Genomic DNA, 15,629 nt, shown 5'->3' on the forward strand with positions numbered 1-15,629 from the left:
CCGCGGGCTAGTCGCCGCGGTCGATACCCAGATTCGCCATGCGCGCGTAGAGCGACTGGCGGCCGATGCCGAGTTGCCGCGCCGCCTCCGCCCGATTGCCGTTCGAACGCTCGAGCGCGCGCAGGATCGCGGCACGCTCGAGCGCCGCGAGCGCATCGGGCAACGGCATGTCGAGCAGGTGCGCCGGAAGCCCGTCCGGCCCCGACGGCAACGCCGGCGCGGCGACGAGCCCGAGATCGGCCTCGGTGACGGCCGGCCCCGGCGCGAGCGCGGCCGCCCGCTCCATCACGTTACGCAGTTCCCGAACGTTGCCCGGCCAGCGATGATCGAGCAATGCCCGCTGCGCGCCGTTGGTCAGGTGCAACGGGCGCGTGCCTGCCGCGCACGCGAGGAAATGAGCCGCGAGCGGCAGGATGTCGGCCACGCGATCCGCGAGCGGCGGCAGGTGCAACGGAACGACGTTCAGACGGTAGAACAGGTCTTCGCGAAACGTCCCGTCCGCCACCGCCGCGGCGAGATCGCGGTGCGTCGCGGCCACCACGCGAATGTCGATCGCGGTGGGGCGATCCGCACCGAGCGGCGTCACCTGGCGCTCCTGCAGCGCGCGCAGCAGCTTGGCCTGCATGGCGGCGGGCATGTCGCCGATCTCGTCGAGGAACAGCGTCCCGCCGTCGGCCTCGACGAGCCGCCCCGCGCGATCGGCGTGCGCGCCCGTAAACGCCCCGCGGCGATGTCCGAACAATTCGCTTTCGAGCAGATCGGCGGGAATGGCCGCGCAGTTGACCGCGACGAACGGCTGCGCATGCCGCATCGACGCGGCGTGCAGCGCGCGGGCCGCTACCTCCTTGCCCGTGCCCGTCTCGCCGGTGACGAGCACGGTCGCGTCGCTCGTCGCGGCGCGGCCGACCTGCTTCTGCACGTCACGCATCGCGGCACTCACGCCCAGCAGCCGGGGGCGGTCCGAGCCCGACTCGCGCGCAAACCCGCCGCCCTGCGGTTCTGCCGCCGCCGGCTGGTTCGCGGTCACGATGCGCTCGAGCAGCTGCGCGACGTCGCGACGCCCGATCGGTTTCGTCAGGTGATCGAACGCGCCGAGCCGCATCGCGTCGATCGTGTTGTCGCTGGTCGCGTGCGCGGTGAGCATCACGACCGGAATCGCGGCCAGTGCCGGATCCTCCCGCAACTGCGCGAGCACGGCGAGCCCGTCCAGATCCGGCAGGCGGAAATCCAGGAACATGCATTCGACGCGCTCGCCGTCGCGCAGCGCGCTCAGCGCCGCGCGTCCGGACGCGGCCTCGACGACCCGATGACCGAGATCGGCCAGCGTCTCGGCAAGGCCGTCGCGAAATGCCGCGTCGTCGTCGACTATGAGGATGGTTGCCATGGAATCTCGATCACGAATGAGGCACCCCGCGGGGTATCGTCGAGCCAGGCCTGCCCGCCATGCGCCGCCGCCACTTCGCGGACGACGGCCAGGCCGAGGCCCGTTCCGTCCGCGCGCCCCGTCACGAACGGTTCGAAAATTCGCTCGCGCTGCGCGGCGGGAACGCCCGGACCACTGTCCGACACGGTGATTCTGAGCCAGTGGCGATCGGCGGACGTGCGACGCGCGGCTGCGAGCGTCACCGCGCCGCCGTCGCCCGCATGGCGCAGCGCGTTGAGCAGCAGGTTATCGAGCGCACGCTGCATCTGGTCGGGATCGAATACCGGGAAATCGGACGGCAGCGCGAGTCGCTCGCCATGCGCGCCGCGTGACAGCGCGAGATCGATCGTTTGCCGCTGCGCCAGCTCGCGGTGCGATTCGACGACCTGCGCAAGCCACGCGTCGACATCGACGCGCGTCGCATGCGGGCTGACCGGCTGCGTCAGCGCAAGCAAGCCCGACAATTGCGCATCGATACGCTCGATCTGCGCCAGAATCACGCGCAGCGCATCCTGCTGCCGTCGGCCGTCACCGGCCAGCGCATTTTCGGCCTTCAGCCGCATCGCCCCCATCGGATTGCGAATCTCGTGCGCAACCTGCGCGGCCAGTTTGCCGAGCATGCCGAAACGCTCGGCCTCGGTCAGCCGCGTGCGGAGTTCGGCGGTCTGCTGTTGCAGTTGTTCGGCACGTCGTGCGCGCGCGTTGAACGCATCGATGATCCGATCGAGATCCGGCTCGCCGACGTACGGCAGGTGCCGTTCGCGGCCATCGGGCACCAACCCGGCTTCGATCCGCGCGAGATTGCGCCTCCAGCGACGCAGTGCAACGGTCAGCGCCGCCGCAAGCGCGAGAATCACCGCGAGCACGGCGGCGAGGCCCGTCACCAGCAGTTCCCCGTGCCGTCCGAGCGGCGGACGGGCACGCGTCATCGTCCAGACGAACAGGCCCGACCCGGTGCGCACCGGACATGCCGCCGCAACGACCGCGTCCTGCGCGCCCTCGACGACGTTCGAGGTCGCGCCGTGCGTCGCGGCGGCGGCCCGCAGCGTCCGGAGGATCAGCGGTATTTCCGCTTCCGGGACGTCGCGCTTGATGCCGCTGCCCTGATAAGTGGGAAAGGAATACGCGAGAAAACCATCTGCGGCAGGCGCGCCGGCGGGCATCCAGAACCCGCCTTCCAGGTCCGGCGTGCGGGCCAGAACGATATCGAGGACCGCATGCATCAGCGCCAGATCGGGCCCGGCGCCGGCCGATGCAGCGGAAGCGTCGTAGCGCGACGCGACCGCTTCGCAGGCCGCCCCGCCCGCTGCCCTGGCGCCGGCGATCTGCTGGCTCTCGGCGGAATTTGCCATGACCCAGACGACCGCGACGAGCGTCGCACAGAGCGCCGCGACGAGTGCCCAGAGCATGACGAGTTGAGTGGAAAACGGCGGACGCTTCATCGGATCGGCCAGGCGATTGGGGCGACAGGATAACGTAAAGCATACGACGGCGGGAAAATGCGCGCGTCGTCGCTGCGATCCCTTTCGTTTGACCTGCTCCCCCGTCGCTGCGTGGTCGATCCCTCGGATTGCGGTGTTGCCCGCAGCAGGCCCCATTCGATTCGGATAACGAATTCATTGAAGCGGCATCGGCACTGCGTTCTTCGGGACGCACACGACGCGCCCGCACGGTGCCTGAACAGGCAGATCAGCTCGCTCGCGACGTGTGCGGCGGCGAGCGCGGCAATGTCCGCATGATCGTAGGCGGGCGCGACCTCGACCTCGACCACGTCCGCGCCGACCATGTCGATCGACGTGAGCCCGCGGATGATCGACAGCGCCGGCGTCGTAGCGTCCGTGACAGCGGATACTGCGCAACGGCGCCGACAGCAGCGCGGACCGCATCGACACGACCAGCAGGCCGGTCGCGGTGCGCACGATCGAATCGTTTTCGCCCCACACGCGAATGATCAGCGGCACCGGCGAGCGGCCGGGCGATCCACGCGAGGCCGCTGTGGTTGATCACGCCCGCAAGCAATGTCGCGCCTCAACGCGGGCCGAGCCGATTCCATCAGGCATGCCCGCAATCAGGTCGATCGCCGGCACGGTGGTGCGCCTTGCAATTTCATTACGCAACAATTCCTCATTACGGAATTTATGAGACATTTCGTCTAAATATTCACCCAATAACATTGACGAAAATTCCAAATTACGGGATGTAGTGGAAACCACCGAGAGCGCGATGCCGCATCGACAACCTAGAATTCGCCGCAGGATCGAGCGTGATGGCAGCAACCCGTACGGGCTTGCGTGCCTCGGTCCAAGCGACCATTTCTGTCGTGCCGGCGTCCGCCGCTGCGGTCGACGACATTGACGGATATGTGCCCCGAGATTCGCTCACCGTGCCAACCGGCGCGCACACGGCAAGGATCGAGTCGTTATCCAGCCCTGACGAAGAGGAGTGCCAATGTCCCTGTTTCGGTCCTCACGGCTCTACCAGAAGATCGCGCTGCGTATCTTGCCGTTCTTGTTTCTGTGTTACGTCCTGAACTTCGTCGACCGGGTGAACATCAGTTTCGCCAAGCTGCAGTTCCTGACGGATCTCGGTTTGAGCGAGACTGTCTTTGGTGTCGCGACGGGCGTGTTCTACGTGAGCTATGCCGCGTTCGAGTTGCCGAGCAACCTGTTGCTCGCACGCATTGGCGCGAAGCGGACGCTGCTGCGGATCATGGTGCTCTGGGGCCTGTGTACGGTTGCGCAGATGTTCGTGAGCGGTGCTGCGTCGCTTTACTTCGTGCGCTTCTTGCTGGGAGCGGCAGAGGCCGGATTTTTTCCGGGCCTGATGTTGTATCTCTCGTACTGGTTTCCCGATGCGGTGCGGGCGCGCGTCAACAGCATCCTTCTGCTCGCCGTGCCGATCGCCGGTATCACGGGCGGCCCGCTATCGGGCTGGATCATGAACCAGATGCAAGGCAGCTGGGGGCTGCGCGGATGGCAGTGGCTGTTCCTGCTCGAAGGCCTGCCGGCCATTGCACTCGGGATACTCGCGCCGTTCCTGTTGAGCGATCGTCCCGAAAGCGTGACCTGGCTTTCCAGTACGGAACGAGACATGCTCGCGCGCGATCTCCAGGCCGCGCAAGACAACGCGATGGTTTCAGCGGGCCGGGCAACGTTGCTTTCGATCCTGTTCGACCGGCGCGTGATCGGATTGACCGTCGTCTACTTCAGCGTTCATCTGGGCCTGAGCACCGTCACGTTCTGGACACCCACGATCCTGAAGGCGGCGGGCGTCTCCAGTATTGCGACCATCGGCTCGCTGTCCGGCCTGATTTCCGTCTTCACCATGGTGGGCAACGTCGTGATTGCGTACAGCTCCGATCGCTACCTGGAGCGACGCTGGCATCTGGCCGGCTGCTTCCTTGCCACCGCGCTATGCCTGTTGCTGCTGCGGATCACGGTGGGTGATATCCGTGCCACGGTCGTGCTGGTCTGCATTGCACAGCTCGCCATGTTCACGGTGCCGATCCTGTTCTGGACGATTCCGACCGCGCAACTCGACAGGCGCAGTGCGCCAGCCGGCATCGCCATGATCAGCGCGTTGGGATCGCTCGGTGGCGCGTTCGGCTCGGGACTGATGGGCATGCTCACGAGCCGCTACGGCACGCCGTATGTCGCCCTCTCGGTGGTGGCGAGCCTGCTGCTGCTGGGGATGCTTCTCCTGATTCGCCTGGTACCCGCGCGAGTCGCCACGGTATCGGCCAGTCATGCCATCTAGCTTTGCCCTCCCGATGTGATCGCGAGCGGCGGCTCAATGCCGCCGCATGCCACCGAACCCGTGGCCACCGCCGACGAACGCCGGCTCACGGTGAAAGCCCCCGCCCATCGGAACGCCGACCCGGCCGCGCACGCCCCCGTCGAAGTGACCGACGCGACCGAAGTGGTCGAAGTGATGGCGATGATGGAAGCGGTCGATGAAGACGAAACTCACGCCCGTGCCGACGAACACCGCCGGCCCCCAGTACCACGGGTCGGTGTACGGATAGGCGGTGTCCGGATACCACACGATGCTGCCGTCCGGGCTTTGCTCCATCTGCCAGGTGCCGTCGCCTTGCCGGCACGCACGCCCGACGATCTGCTGCTCCGTGCCGTCGATTTCCGCTTGCGCGACGACCGCACGGCAACGGACGCCTTCGTCCGGCGAGTCGTCGTACGTTTGCGCAAGGACGCACACCGAACACCCGAGACAGACGATGCCCATCCCGAATCGAAACAAGTTGCACATGATCGGCTCCTGCATGGTTGCCCCCGACCACTCGACCCCTGGCGTCACGCACGGCGCCCGCCTTCGTATAGGGTCACCCGACCATTAAACGATAGGGCACGCCGGGTTATTCCAGGGGTCGTGATGCGAAAGTGCGACGCGGCGAGCGCCGACGATCATGCGCGCGGCGAACGCCGGACGATGCAGTAGACGCCCGCCGCGCTCACGCCGAAGACCAGATGAGCGACCAGCGTGATCGCGCCGCGCACAGGAACGAACCACGGAAAGATCGCGGTGAACGCGTACAGGTTGACGCCGTAGAGAACGAGTCCGAACGCGCCGCCCGCAAACAGCGCGGCGCCGGGCGACAGGTTGCGGACCAGTTTCGCCAGCACGGCCGCATAGGCAAGCGACAGCGCGGCATGCACCAGCGTCGCCACGCCCATGATCGCGGGATCGAACCCCGCGGACGCGCCGAGCACGGAGCGCCCCATCACGATGGCGGCCGTCAGGCGTGCGTCGCGCAGCAGGTTGTGAAGCGCGTCTTCGCCGGCGATCGGCCAGAGCATCAGCTCGATGACGGTCGAGCCCAGCGCCGCGCCGAACGCCGCGCAGAGAATCGGGACCGGACCGTTCCGTTTCATTTGCCCTCCGCGATCGCGGCGCGCCGTGCGGGCTTACAGAGGCCGTTCGCAGTCCGTCCAGTACGCGAACGGATCGCGATGCTTCGGATAGTGCTCGTCGAGCCATTTCAGCAACGTCGCACGCGCGTTGTCCAGATCGGCCTTCGACGACGACGTCGTCAGCTCGTGCACTTCGACGGACTTTTCCCGATCCATCACGTAGCAGTTCCAGTCGGGACCGTCGAGATCCGGATCGTCGGACGCCTTCGACGACTTGCGCCAGCCGAAGCCCTTGCGCGCGTCGATGTAGTAGCGCGGATGCACTTTCAGGTACGACATCTCGCCGCCCTGCAGGCTGCTTTCCGCGCGCAATACGTCGCGTTCGTCGACGATCTGCGTGACTTCCGGAAGCCGGCGCGAGCGCCAGCCGGCCGGCAGCGTGGCCGTTGCACGCACGGCGTCGTACGGGCCCCATGTGAGGCCCCAGGCTTCGGCCATGCGCTTCATGAACGCATCCGCGCCCGGATAGCCGCGCAGCTGGATTCGCGTCGACAACGTGACTTCGACCCGTCCGTCGGCGCCGGCGGGGTCGCCTGCCGCTTCGAACGGATTGCCCGGACGCGACGCGCGCTGCTGCGCGTCCGCGGGCGCCATGCCCGAAAACAGCTGGTCGAGCGCCTCACGCGCTTTCGACGACTTGTCTGGTCTATTCATTACTTACTCTCTCCCTCTGCATCCACATGTCTGCTGAAACTCTCGATTTTCGTTCATTTTCGGGATCTCGCGGATTTTCGCGGTCGCATTGTCGGCGATCCGGCATCCCGAGTCGAGCAGCAGCGACGTCGACACACGCTTCGTTGCGCACGCCGACACGCTGCCGCCTGCGCTAGCGCCGCCCGCATCCGCGCCATCAGCGCGAGCCCTTCAAGCCGGGCCCCGTCATCTGCGAAGCGAATGACATGCGCTGCTCGTGTGGGTCGACGCCAATTTGTCAACGCCGCCGGGATTGACCGTTAGTTGCATCAATCAAGTGACGGCCTCGGCGCTGCATTGCGCTGCGCGCGATTGCGCATTCCCGCGCAGCGCCAAAAAGTGTGCAGACAAATCGACCGAACAGTTCGCGATTGATTGCATCGCACTGTCCATGGCCATCGATATCGGCCAAGCCGAATAATCGGAACAATCGACGGCGCGAGACGGCGAGACGGCCACACCCTCGCACGACGGGCCGGCAGACAGCCGCGCGATCGCGTCACATTTGCGCAGGATTGCGCAATTCGCCGAAGCATGCGTTCGGATATATTCAGCCCCATTGCATATCGTCAGATGAATTCGCCCGCTCGCTCGGACACTGCATGGCGCCAGCGTCGTTCGTCGACATCGACTGCCTGGCGGCATGCAAACCAAACCCGTCACGGGTCATGAAGATTCGTCCGGCACGCCGATCGCCTCACAAGGGCGCGCGGACGGCCGGACGGCGATAGAACTATCAATCAACGGAGATGGCAGATGGAACGAAGCACTGTCGGCATGCGCTGCAAACCCCTGATCACCGTCGCACTGGCAGCCGCCGCATTCGCGGCCGCGTCGGGCGCGATGGCCGACCAGGTCGTGAAGATCGGCAGCGTCGAACCGACGACGGGCGGCATTTCGCACCTGGGCAAGGACAACGAGAACGGTGCGCGCCTCGCGGTCGAGGAAATCAATGCGAAGGGCCTGACGATCGGCGGCAAGAAGATCACGCTGCAGCTCGACGCGCAGGATGACGCGGCCGACCCGCGACAGGCGACGCAAGTCGCGCAGAAGCTCGTCGACGACAAGGTCGTCGCCGTCATCGGCCACCTGAACTCGGGCACGTCGATCCCGGCGTCGAAAATCTACAGCGACGCGGGCATCGTGCAAATCTCGCCGTCGGCCACGAACCCAACCTATACGCAGCAGGGCTTCAAGACGACCTACCGCGTGGTCGCGACCGACGCGCAGCAGGGCCCGGCACTCGCGAGCTACGCGCAGTCGAAGGGCGTGAAGAGCGTCGCCGTGATCGACGATTCGACCGCGTATGGCCAGGGTCTCGCGAACGAATTCGAGAAGAAGGCGAAGGCGCTCGGCCTGAAGGTGCTGTCGCACGATGCGACCAACGACAAGGCCGTCGACTTCCGCGCGATTCTCACGAAGGTCAAGGGCGAGAACCCCGACGCGATCATGTACGGCGGCATGGACGCCACCGGCGGCCCGCTCGCGAAGCAGGCGAAACAGCTCGGCCTGCGCGCGAAGATCCTGTCCGGCGACGGCGTGTGCACCGACTCGCTGGCCGAGCTGGCCGGCCCGGCGGCCGACAACGTGCTGTGCTCGCAGGCGGGCGCGGCGCTCGAGAAGATGCCGGGCGGCGCGGCGTTCCTCGCGAAGTACCAGAAGCGCTTCAACCAGGGCATCAAGTTCGATGCGCCGTTCGCGTACGACGCGGTCTACATCGCCGTCGACGCGATGAAGCGCGCGAATTCGACGGACCCGGCGAAGATCCTCGCCGTGATGCCATCGACGAAGTACGAAGGCGTGATCGGCACGACGACGTTCGACGCGAAGGGCGACCTGACGCACGGAATCATCTCGATCTACGGCTACAAGAGCGGCAAGAAGACCTTCCTCGACCAGGTGAAGATGTAACACCGCGCAACGCCGGCACGACGGGAACGCCACCCGTCGACGCCGGCGCCGCGCGGAGCCGATTCAAGTCTCGCGGAGATGAAGCGACATGTGTGCAATGGCGTATGCGGAATTTCAACAGGAGTTGAAGAAAGCGCAGTTGACGGCGCGCGAATTCGCCCGTCTGATCCGGATGAACGAAAGTTCCATCACGAACTATTCGAGCAAGGGCATCGTCCCTTCCCACCTGGCGGTCATCGCGACCCTCATCGGCGCGCTCGCCGCGCACGAGATCGATTTCCGGCACGTGATCGGCAAGACGGCCATCGAACCGAAACGGCCGCGCGGCGTCGGCGCATTTCCGGCGGCGGCCAAGCCGCGTGCCGGAAAGCGCCGAAACGACGATTCATGAACTGCCGCGGCCGATCGGCCGCTGCTTCACGCCGAACTGCGCGCCCACCGCGCGCCGCGCGAATCTGCCCGCATGACGCACGACGGCGAGCCCGGCCCGACAGTCGGCCTTGCGCGCCGCCGATGAACGTCAGGCGATCGCGGCCGATCGCATCGGCATCCGGTATGTCTGCAGCAACCGCTCCCGCTTGTGCTCCGCTGCCGCCATGTTGCGCGCCTTCACGTGGCCGAAGCCGCGAATGTCGTCGGGAAGGTTGGCGAGTTGCAGCGCGACCGGAAGGCGCTCGGCATCGAGCGTCGCGCAAAACTCGTCGACGAGCGCGATGTAGTCGGCAATCAGCCGGCGCTCGTCGCGCCGTTCGGCGGTGCGACCGAATATGTCGAACGGCGTGCCGCGCAGCCCCTTCAGTGTCGCCAGCATACGGAAGACCGGCAGGACCCACGGGCCGAAGCGCTTCTTCTGCAGGTGCCCGTGTTCATCGCGCTTCGCAAGCAGCGGCGGCGCAAGATAAAAGTTCAGCGTGTAGTCCCGCCCCGGGACACCGTCGAACTGCTGACGCAGTTTCTCCAGATAAGCCGGATCGGCATACAGACGCGCGACCTCGTATTCGTCCTTGTACGCCATGAGCTTCGCCAGGTTCGCCGCAACGGCGCGCGTAAGCGGCAGTGCCGAAGCGCCGGTGATCGCCGCCTCCTTGGCCCGGATGCGGTCGATCACGTCGCGATAGCGCCGCGCATACGCGTCGTTCTGGTACGCGCTCAGCAACGCCACGCGCGTGCCGATCAGCGTGTCGAGCGACTCGGGCATCCGCACCACGGTTTGCCGCGGCGCGGCCACGGGCTCGATGATCGGCTGCATCGCGGCAGCACCGTGATGCGCGATATAGCGTCCGAGTTTGAACGCGTGCTGGTTCTTCTCGACCGACACGCCATTGAGCTCGATCGCGCGCAGCAAGCTCGCCAGTTCCAGCGGCAGCCAGCCTTTCTGCCACGCGAAGCCGAGCAGCAGCGGATTGCTGTAGATCGAATCGCCGAGCAGCGCGAGGGCGAGCTTGTTCGCATCGATGAACGCGCACCCGTCCCCGATGCTCTCGCGCAGTTCGGCCTCGGTCTGCGTACCCGGGAACACCCATTTCGGATTCTTGACGAATTCCGCGGTCGGGGTCGCGCCGCTGTTGATCGCGGCAACCGTCACCCCATGCCGCGTGCGCGACAGCACGTCGTTCGATGCCGACACGATCGCATCGCACCCGATAACGAGCCGTGCTTCGCCGGTCGCGATGCGCGTCGCGTGCAGCGCGTCGGGCGTCGCCGCGATCTGCACATGGCTGAGAACCGCGCCGCCCTTCTGCGCGAGACCGGCCATGTCGAGCACCGTCACACCCTTGCGTTCGATATGGGCGGCCATGCCGATCAGTCCGCCGATCGTCACGACGCCCGTGCCGCCGACGCCCGTCACGAGAATCCCGTATGCGCCCGCGAGGGTCGGCAACGACGGCATCGGCAACGCATCGAAGTCGAAAGCGTCCGCGCTGCCGCCGCTTGCCGCCGCAGGCTTGCGCAGCTGCGCACCCTCGGCCATCACGAAGCTCGGGCAAAAGCCCTTCACGCAGGAGAAATCCTTGTTGCACGACGACTGGTTGATCTTGCGTTTCGTGCCGAGCGGCGTCTCGAGCGGCTCGACGGACAGGCAATTCGACTGCACCGAACAGTCGCCGCACCCTTCGCACACGGCATCGTTGATGAACGCGCGGCGCGCAGGATCGGGATAGGCGCCGCGCTTGCGGCGCCGCCGCTTCTCGGTCGCGCAGGTCTGGTCGTAGATCAGCACCGTCGTGCCCGCGATGTCGCGCAGCATGCGCTGAACCGAATCCAGCCGGTCGCGATGATGCACGTCGACGCCGGCGGGCAGCGCGACACCGGCGTCGTACTTCTCCGGCTCGTCCGTCACGATCACGATGCGCTTCGCGCCTTCCGCGCTCACCTGGTGCGCGATCTGCGGCACCGTCAGCACGCCGTCGACCGGCTGGCCGCCCGTCATCGCGACCGCGTCGTTGTAGAGAATCTTGTACGTGATGTTCGCGTTCGACGCGATGGCCGCGCGAATCGCGAGGAGGCCCGAATGGAAGTAGGTGCCGTCGCCGAGATTCACGAACACATGCTTGTCGCCGGAAAAGTGCATCTGGCCCAGCCACGCAACGCCCTCTCCGCCCATCTGGCTGAACGTTTCCGTCTTGCGGTCCATCCACATCGACATGTAGTGGCAACCGATCCCCGCCAGCGCGCGCGAGCCTTCCGGCACGTTCGTCGACGTATTGTGCGGACAGCCCGAGCAGAACCACGGCTTGCGCTCGACGGACACGCGCGGCTTCGCCGCGTCGCGCTCCTTCGCATCGATGATCGCGACGCGCGCGAGCATGCGTGCGCGCACCTCGTCGGGCAGCTCCGCACGCGACAGGCGCCGCGCAATCGCCTTCGCGATGAGTGCCGGCGACAGCTCGTAGTGCGCGGGCAGCAGCCAGTCGCCGCGCGGCACCGACCATTCGCCGCCTTCGTTGTCGCGTTCGTCGAATTTTCCGTAGATCTTCGGACGCACATCCTCGCGCCAGTTGTACAGCTCTTCCTTCAGCGCGTATTCGAGAATCTGGCGCTTTTCCTCGACGACGAGGATCTCCTCCAGGCCCGTGGCGAATGCACGCGCGTCCTGCGCATCGAGCGGCCACACGCAGCCGACCTTGAGCACGCGCAGGCCGATCTTCGCGCAGGTTTCGTCGTCGAGGCCGAGATCGCTCAGCGCCTGGCGCACGTCGAGATACGCCTTGCCCGCGGTGATGATGCCGATGCGCGGCGTCGGCGAATCGATCACGATGCGGTTCAGCCGGTTCGCGCGAACATAAGCGAGCGCCGCATACCACTTCTCGTCGAGCAGCCGCGCCTCCTGCGCGAGCGGCGCATCGGGCCAGCGGATATTGAGGCCGTCTTCCGGCATCGCGTAATCGGTCGGCGTGACGATCTCGACGCGGTCCGGATCGAGGTCGATCGATGCGGTGGATTCGATCACGTCGGTCACGCACTTCATCGCCACCCACAGGCCGGAGTAGCGGCTCATCGCCCAGCCGTGCAGCCCGTAGTCCAGATATTCCTGCACGTTGGCCGGATAGAGCACCGGAATGCCCGCCGCGATGAACGCGTGCTCCGACTGGTGCGCGACCGACGACGACTTCGCCGCGTGGTCGTCGCCCGCGAGCACCAACACGCCGCCGTGCGCATCGCTGCCGGCGGAGTTCGCGTGCTTGAACACGTCGCCGGTACGATCGACGCCGGGGCCCTTGCCGTACCACATGCCGAACACGCCGTCGCGCGTCGCGCCCGGCCACAGGTTGATCTGCTGCGTGCCCCAGACGGCGGTTGCCGCAAGGTCCTCGTTCACGCCCGGCTGGAACACGATGTCGTTCGCCTGCAGGTGACGTTTCGCCTTCCATAGCGATTGATCGAGCGCGCCGAGCGGCGAGCCGCGATAGCCGGACACGAAGCCGGCCGTGTTCAACCCGGCCTTCAGGTCGCGCGCCTTCTGGAGCATCGGCAGCCGCACCAGCGCCTGCGTGCCGCTGATGTAGACGCGGCCCTTTTCGAGCGTGTACTTGTCGTCGAGCGAAACGGAAGGGTCGGGCGCGGCGGACGTGGCGGCCGTTTCGGCCGGCTGGAGCGACACAACGGCGGGATCTGGCGCGTTCATGGCAGGGCTGTCTCCGGGGGAACTGGTGATTTTTCAGCGCAGTATAGGAAGCCGAATTGGTATCGTAAAATCACAAATAGACAATCCTGGTATCCGAAAATCAGATGGCATTCGATCTCACGCTCCGGCAGTTGCGCTACTTCGCGGCGGCCGCCCAGACCGGCCAGTTTTCGATGGCGGCGGCGAATGAACATGTGTCGCAATCGGCGATCACCAATGCGGTGCTGGCGCTGGAACACGGTCTCGGCACACGGCTCTTCGAGCGGCTGCCGCAAGGCGTCGCGCTCACGCCCGACGGCCAGGATTTCTACAACCATGCGCGCCGCGTGCTCGACGCCGCGCGCGATGCGGTGCACAAGCCGCCGTTCCGCTCGCACGACATGCGCGGCACCGTGCGCATCGCCGCGTCCTACACGGTGCTCGGCTATTTCCTGCCGGAACTGCTCGCCCGCTTTCGCGCGACCTATCCGTTCATCGAATTCGACCTGCGCGACATGGAGCGGGCCGATAGCGAACGGGCTGTGCTCGACGGCGACGTCGACATCGGCGTGGTGCTGCTGTCGAACGTCGACAAGCTGAGCCGGTTCGGCAGCCAGGTCCTGATCCGCTCGCGGCGGCAGCTGTGGGTCGCGCCGACCCATCCGCTCGCGCAGCTCGACGCGCCGTCGCTGAAGGACATCGCCGCGCATCCATACATCCTGATCACGGTGGACGAGGGCGAGCAGTCGACGCTGCGCTACTGGAAAAAGAAAGGGATCGTGCCGAACATCGCGTTTCGCACCAGCTCGATGGAAGCGCTGCGCGGACTGGTCGCGCACGGCTTCGGCGTGACCGTGCTGTCCGACATGGTGTTCCGGCCGTGGTCGCTCGAAGGCAAGCGGATCGAAGCGCGGCCGATTCTGGACGCCGTGCCGCAAATGGACGCCGGCATGATCTGGGCGAAGGGCGCGCAGCTGAGCGCGCCGGCCGCCGCGCTGCAGCAGTTCCTGATTCATGCGTGCGGCACGTGAACCGCATCGCGCGCGGCGGCCCGCGACATCGGCCGCTGCGCACGCGGTTTGCCGCTCAGTGCGAAATGCGTTCGAGCGACTGGCCGAGCGTTCTCGGGCCCATCAGTCCGATCGCGAGCATGACGAGCGCCATCGCGCCGGCAATGAATACGAATACCCCCGTGACGCCGAATTCCTTCAGCGTGAACGCGATGACGAACGAGCTGAACACCGCCGACAGGCGGCTCCACGAATAGACGAAGCCGACCGCACGCGCACGAATGGCCGTCGGATAAAGCTCCTGCTGGTACGCGTGATACGTAAACGAGATGATGTTGCCGGCCAGCGTCAGCAGCACGCCCAGCGTCACGATCGCCACCGCCGCTGACGCCTGGCTGAACAGCAACCCGCTCACGATGTTGAGCGCGGCCATGCACACGATCACGTGCTTGCGCTCGAAGCGGTCGGCGATCCAGTAGCCGAGCAACGGCCCGAGCGGCGCGGCAAGGCCGATGATCGTCGTGTACAGCAGGCTCGACGTCACGGTGATGCCCTGCTTGACGAGCAGCGTCGGCACCCAGTTCGCGAAACCGTAGAAACCGACGGTCTGGAAGATGTGGAAGATCACGAGCATCAGCGTGCGTTTCCGGTACGGCGGCCTCAGCATGTCGGCGAATCCCGCGTTGCGCGGAACGGGGTCGGCCGGGCCGGGCTCGGGCAGCGGCCGCCCGTACTGCCGCGCGACCTGTTCTTCCAGGCGCGAGAGCACTTCGTCGGCGTCCCGGATGCGGCCCTTGCCCGCGAGCCAGCGCGGGCTTTCCGGCAGATTGCGACGGAAGTACCAGACGAACAATGCGCTGATCCCGCCGAGCAGCACGACCCATCTCCAGCCGTCGACGCCGAACGGTGCCGCGGGCACCAGCAGATAGGACAGGAACGCGACGACGGGCACGGCCGAGAAGCCGATCGTCTGGCAGATCGCGAACGCGCGACCGCGCAGATGCTTGGGCGCGAGTTCCGACATGTACGTGCCGATGGTGACCAGCTCGACGCCGATGCCCATCCCCGACACGAAGCGCCAGAAGTTCAGGCCGCTCGCGGTGTCCTGGAACGCCATCACCGTGTTGGCCGCGACGTACCATAGCAACGACCACGTGAAGATCGACCGCCGGCCGAAGCGGTCGGCGAGGAAGCCGCAGGCAGCCGTGCCGAGAAACAGCCCGCAGAACAGCGCGGCGATGAAACTCGCCACGCCCGACGTGCCGAACAGGCCGGCCGTCGTCGGCGTGAGAATGTGGCTCTTCACAAGACCGGGTGCGATGTAGCCGGTAAAGAGCAGATCGTAGAGCTCGAAAAAGAAGCCGAGGCTGAGCAGCAGAATCAGTTTCCAGACCGCACGCGTCGCGGGAAGCCTGTCGAGGCGTGCCGAAATCGCGCCCATGTCGGCCGCCGACGCGGCCGATGCGGCCGCCGCGGCTCCTGTGTGTTCGGCGACGCGCAGGTTCGATGCGCGCTCCAGAATGGCCATGTCTGTCTCCTTGTCTCTTGATTGGAATGTGCGA

The 15,629-nt window shown here is 66.2% G+C and carries 13 protein-coding genes and 1 pseudogene; 5 read left to right on the top strand and 9 right to left on the bottom strand.

Going from position 1 to position 15,629, the window contains the following annotated elements:
* Positions 1-7 precede the first annotated feature (7 nt).
* The 4 genes and pseudogenes from DIE15_RS27020 to DIE15_RS37180 form a co-directional block, all read right to left on the bottom strand.
* On the bottom strand, positions 8-1,384 hold the full coding sequence (locus DIE15_RS27020; protein ID WP_057928783.1) for a sigma-54 dependent transcriptional regulator: 1,377 nt from the start codon (positions 1,382-1,384) through the stop codon (positions 8-10).
* Positions 1,366-2,865: a HAMP domain-containing sensor histidine kinase gene (locus tag DIE15_RS27025; RefSeq protein WP_124834787.1), complete on the bottom strand. Its 1,500-nt coding sequence runs from the start codon at positions 2,863-2,865 to the stop codon at positions 1,366-1,368. Before DIE15_RS27025 ends, DIE15_RS27020 begins: the two co-directional genes overlap by 19 nt.
* Positions 2,866-3,083: 218 nt before the next feature.
* Positions 3,084-3,257, bottom strand: a pseudogene (locus DIE15_RS27030) (arginase family protein); the annotation flags it as partial.
* A 169-nt stretch (positions 3,258-3,426) separates the two neighbouring features.
* Positions 3,427-3,597: a hypothetical protein gene (locus DIE15_RS37180; RefSeq protein WP_160327481.1), complete on the bottom strand. Its 171-nt coding sequence runs from the start codon at positions 3,595-3,597 to the stop codon at positions 3,427-3,429.
* A 274-nt stretch (positions 3,598-3,871) separates the two neighbouring features.
* Here DIE15_RS37180 and DIE15_RS27035 point away from each other — a divergent pair, with 274 nt between their 5' ends.
* Positions 3,872-5,179 (top strand): MFS transporter, encoded by a 1,308-nt coding sequence (locus DIE15_RS27035; RefSeq protein WP_124834788.1) that lies wholly within the window; start codon positions 3,872-3,874, stop codon positions 5,177-5,179.
* 33 nt (positions 5,180-5,212) lie between these two features.
* Here DIE15_RS27035 and DIE15_RS27040 read toward each other — a convergent pair whose 3' ends face one another.
* The 3 genes from DIE15_RS27040 to DIE15_RS27050 form a co-directional block, all read right to left on the bottom strand.
* Positions 5,213-5,686 carry a hypothetical protein gene (locus tag DIE15_RS27040; protein ID WP_124834789.1) on the bottom strand — a complete coding sequence of 158 codons (474 nt, stop codon included), beginning with the start codon at positions 5,684-5,686 and terminating at the stop codon, positions 5,213-5,215.
* A gap of 155 nt (positions 5,687-5,841) precedes the next feature.
* Positions 5,842-6,309, bottom strand: coding sequence for a sodium:proline symporter (locus DIE15_RS27045; protein WP_124834790.1), 468 nt, complete (start codon positions 6,307-6,309; stop codon positions 5,842-5,844).
* 33 nt (positions 6,310-6,342) lie between these two features.
* Complete coding sequence (locus DIE15_RS27050; RefSeq protein WP_057928778.1) at positions 6,343-7,002, bottom strand: hypothetical protein; 660 nt, start codon at positions 7,000-7,002, stop codon at positions 6,343-6,345.
* Between the two features lie 256 nt (positions 7,003-7,258).
* Here DIE15_RS27050 and DIE15_RS27055 point away from each other — a divergent pair, with 256 nt between their 5' ends.
* From DIE15_RS27055 to DIE15_RS27065, 3 genes are all read left to right on the top strand, one after another.
* A complete protein-coding gene (locus tag DIE15_RS27055; protein WP_124834791.1) occupies positions 7,259-7,462 on the top strand; it encodes a hypothetical protein in 204 nt (67 codons plus the stop codon).
* Between the two features lie 335 nt (positions 7,463-7,797).
* The gene (locus DIE15_RS27060; protein WP_124834792.1) at positions 7,798-8,952 is read left to right on the top strand and encodes a branched-chain amino acid ABC transporter substrate-binding protein; all 1,155 of its coding nucleotides are present in this window, start codon (positions 7,798-7,800) and stop codon (positions 8,950-8,952) included.
* 88 nt (positions 8,953-9,040) lie between these two features.
* Positions 9,041-9,343 (top strand): XRE family transcriptional regulator, encoded by a 303-nt coding sequence (locus DIE15_RS27065; RefSeq protein ID WP_124834793.1) that lies wholly within the window; start codon positions 9,041-9,043, stop codon positions 9,341-9,343.
* A gap of 129 nt (positions 9,344-9,472) precedes the next feature.
* Here the strand turns inward: DIE15_RS27065 and DIE15_RS27070 are convergent, their stop codons facing one another.
* Positions 9,473-13,078, bottom strand: coding sequence for an indolepyruvate ferredoxin oxidoreductase family protein (locus DIE15_RS27070; RefSeq protein ID WP_124834794.1), 3,606 nt, complete (start codon positions 13,076-13,078; stop codon positions 9,473-9,475).
* A gap of 104 nt (positions 13,079-13,182) precedes the next feature.
* Here DIE15_RS27070 and DIE15_RS27075 point away from each other — a divergent pair, with 104 nt between their 5' ends.
* Complete coding sequence (locus tag DIE15_RS27075) at positions 13,183-14,088, top strand: LysR family transcriptional regulator (RefSeq protein WP_057928771.1); 906 nt, start codon at positions 13,183-13,185, stop codon at positions 14,086-14,088.
* Between the two features lie 55 nt (positions 14,089-14,143).
* Here the strand turns inward: DIE15_RS27075 and DIE15_RS27080 are convergent, their stop codons facing one another.
* On the bottom strand, positions 14,144-15,595 hold the full coding sequence (locus tag DIE15_RS27080; RefSeq protein WP_057928770.1) for an MFS transporter: 1,452 nt from the start codon (positions 15,593-15,595) through the stop codon (positions 14,144-14,146).
* Positions 15,596-15,629: the final 34 nt, after the last annotated feature.

The sequence above is a fragment of the Burkholderia sp. Bp9031 genome (genome assembly GCF_003857965.1).
Classification (GTDB): Bacteria; Pseudomonadota; Gammaproteobacteria; order Burkholderiales; family Burkholderiaceae; genus Burkholderia; species Burkholderia ambifaria_A.

Coding starts and splice junctions, on each gene's coding strand:
- DIE15_RS27020 (WP_057928783.1), bottom strand. CDS start 1,384: ATGGCAACCATCCTCATAGTCGACGACGACGCGGCATTTCGCGACGGC.
- DIE15_RS27025 (WP_124834787.1), bottom strand. CDS start 2,865: ATGAAGCGTCCGCCGTTTTCCACTCAACTCGTCATGCTCTGGGCACTC.
- DIE15_RS37180 (WP_160327481.1), bottom strand. CDS start 3,597: ATGTTATTGGGTGAATATTTAGACGAAATGTCTCATAAATTCCGTAAT.
- DIE15_RS27035 (WP_124834788.1), top strand. CDS start 3,872: ATGTCCCTGTTTCGGTCCTCACGGCTCTACCAGAAGATCGCGCTGCGT.
- DIE15_RS27040 (WP_124834789.1), bottom strand. CDS start 5,686: ATGTGCAACTTGTTTCGATTCGGGATGGGCATCGTCTGTCTCGGGTGT.
- DIE15_RS27045 (WP_124834790.1), bottom strand. CDS start 6,309: ATGAAACGGAACGGTCCGGTCCCGATTCTCTGCGCGGCGTTCGGCGCG.
- DIE15_RS27050 (WP_057928778.1), bottom strand. CDS start 7,002: ATGAATAGACCAGACAAGTCGTCGAAAGCGCGTGAGGCGCTCGACCAG.
- DIE15_RS27060 (WP_124834792.1), top strand. CDS start 7,798: ATGGAACGAAGCACTGTCGGCATGCGCTGCAAACCCCTGATCACCGTC.
- DIE15_RS27065 (WP_124834793.1), top strand. CDS start 9,041: ATGTGTGCAATGGCGTATGCGGAATTTCAACAGGAGTTGAAGAAAGCG.
- DIE15_RS27070 (WP_124834794.1), bottom strand. CDS start 13,078: ATGAACGCGCCAGATCCCGCCGTTGTGTCGCTCCAGCCGGCCGAAACG.
- DIE15_RS27075 (WP_057928771.1), top strand. CDS start 13,183: ATGGCATTCGATCTCACGCTCCGGCAGTTGCGCTACTTCGCGGCGGCC.
- DIE15_RS27080 (WP_057928770.1), bottom strand. CDS start 15,595: ATGGCCATTCTGGAGCGCGCATCGAACCTGCGCGTCGCCGAACACACA.